At 74.0% G+C, this 400-nt stretch carries 1 pseudogene; it reads right to left on the bottom strand.

The features are described from left to right. Positions 1-134: pseudogene (locus G3I78_RS50065) on the bottom strand (elongation factor Ts); the annotation flags it as partial. Positions 135-400: the final 266 nt, after the last annotated feature.

Here is a 400-nt window from a genome sequence, read left to right as displayed (position 1 = left end):
CCCTTGACGCGGATGATCTCGAGCGCCTTCTCCGCGTCGCCGTCCGCCTCGTCGAGAGCCTTCTTGACGTCGAGCATGCCGGCGCCGGTGCGCTCGCGCAGCGCCTTGATGTCAGCGGCGGTGTAGTTCGCCATGGTGGTTCCTCACTCGTGGTTCGTCACGGGTTCTTCGTCACGGGTACGTGCTGGGGGCACCGTGGCGGTGCCCGGTGCGCCGGTGGGACGGCACGGGGTGCGCGGCGGTCGCCCGCCGCGCACCCCGGGACGTCACTTGGTCTCGTCGGCCTCGGCGTCGGCGACCACGGCCTCCGCGTCGGCGACGGCGGCGACCTCGGCAGCAGCCTCGGCCACGACCTCGGCGGCGGCGTCGCCCGGCTCCTCGGCGGCGACCTCGGCAGCAG

The sequence above is a fragment of the Streptomyces sp. SID13726 genome (genome assembly GCF_010548375.1).
GTDB lineage: Bacteria > Actinomycetota > Actinomycetes > Streptomycetales > Streptomycetaceae > Streptomyces.
The sequence above is the reverse complement of the archived record's forward strand: the minus strand, read 5'-3'. Positions and strand labels throughout refer to the sequence as shown.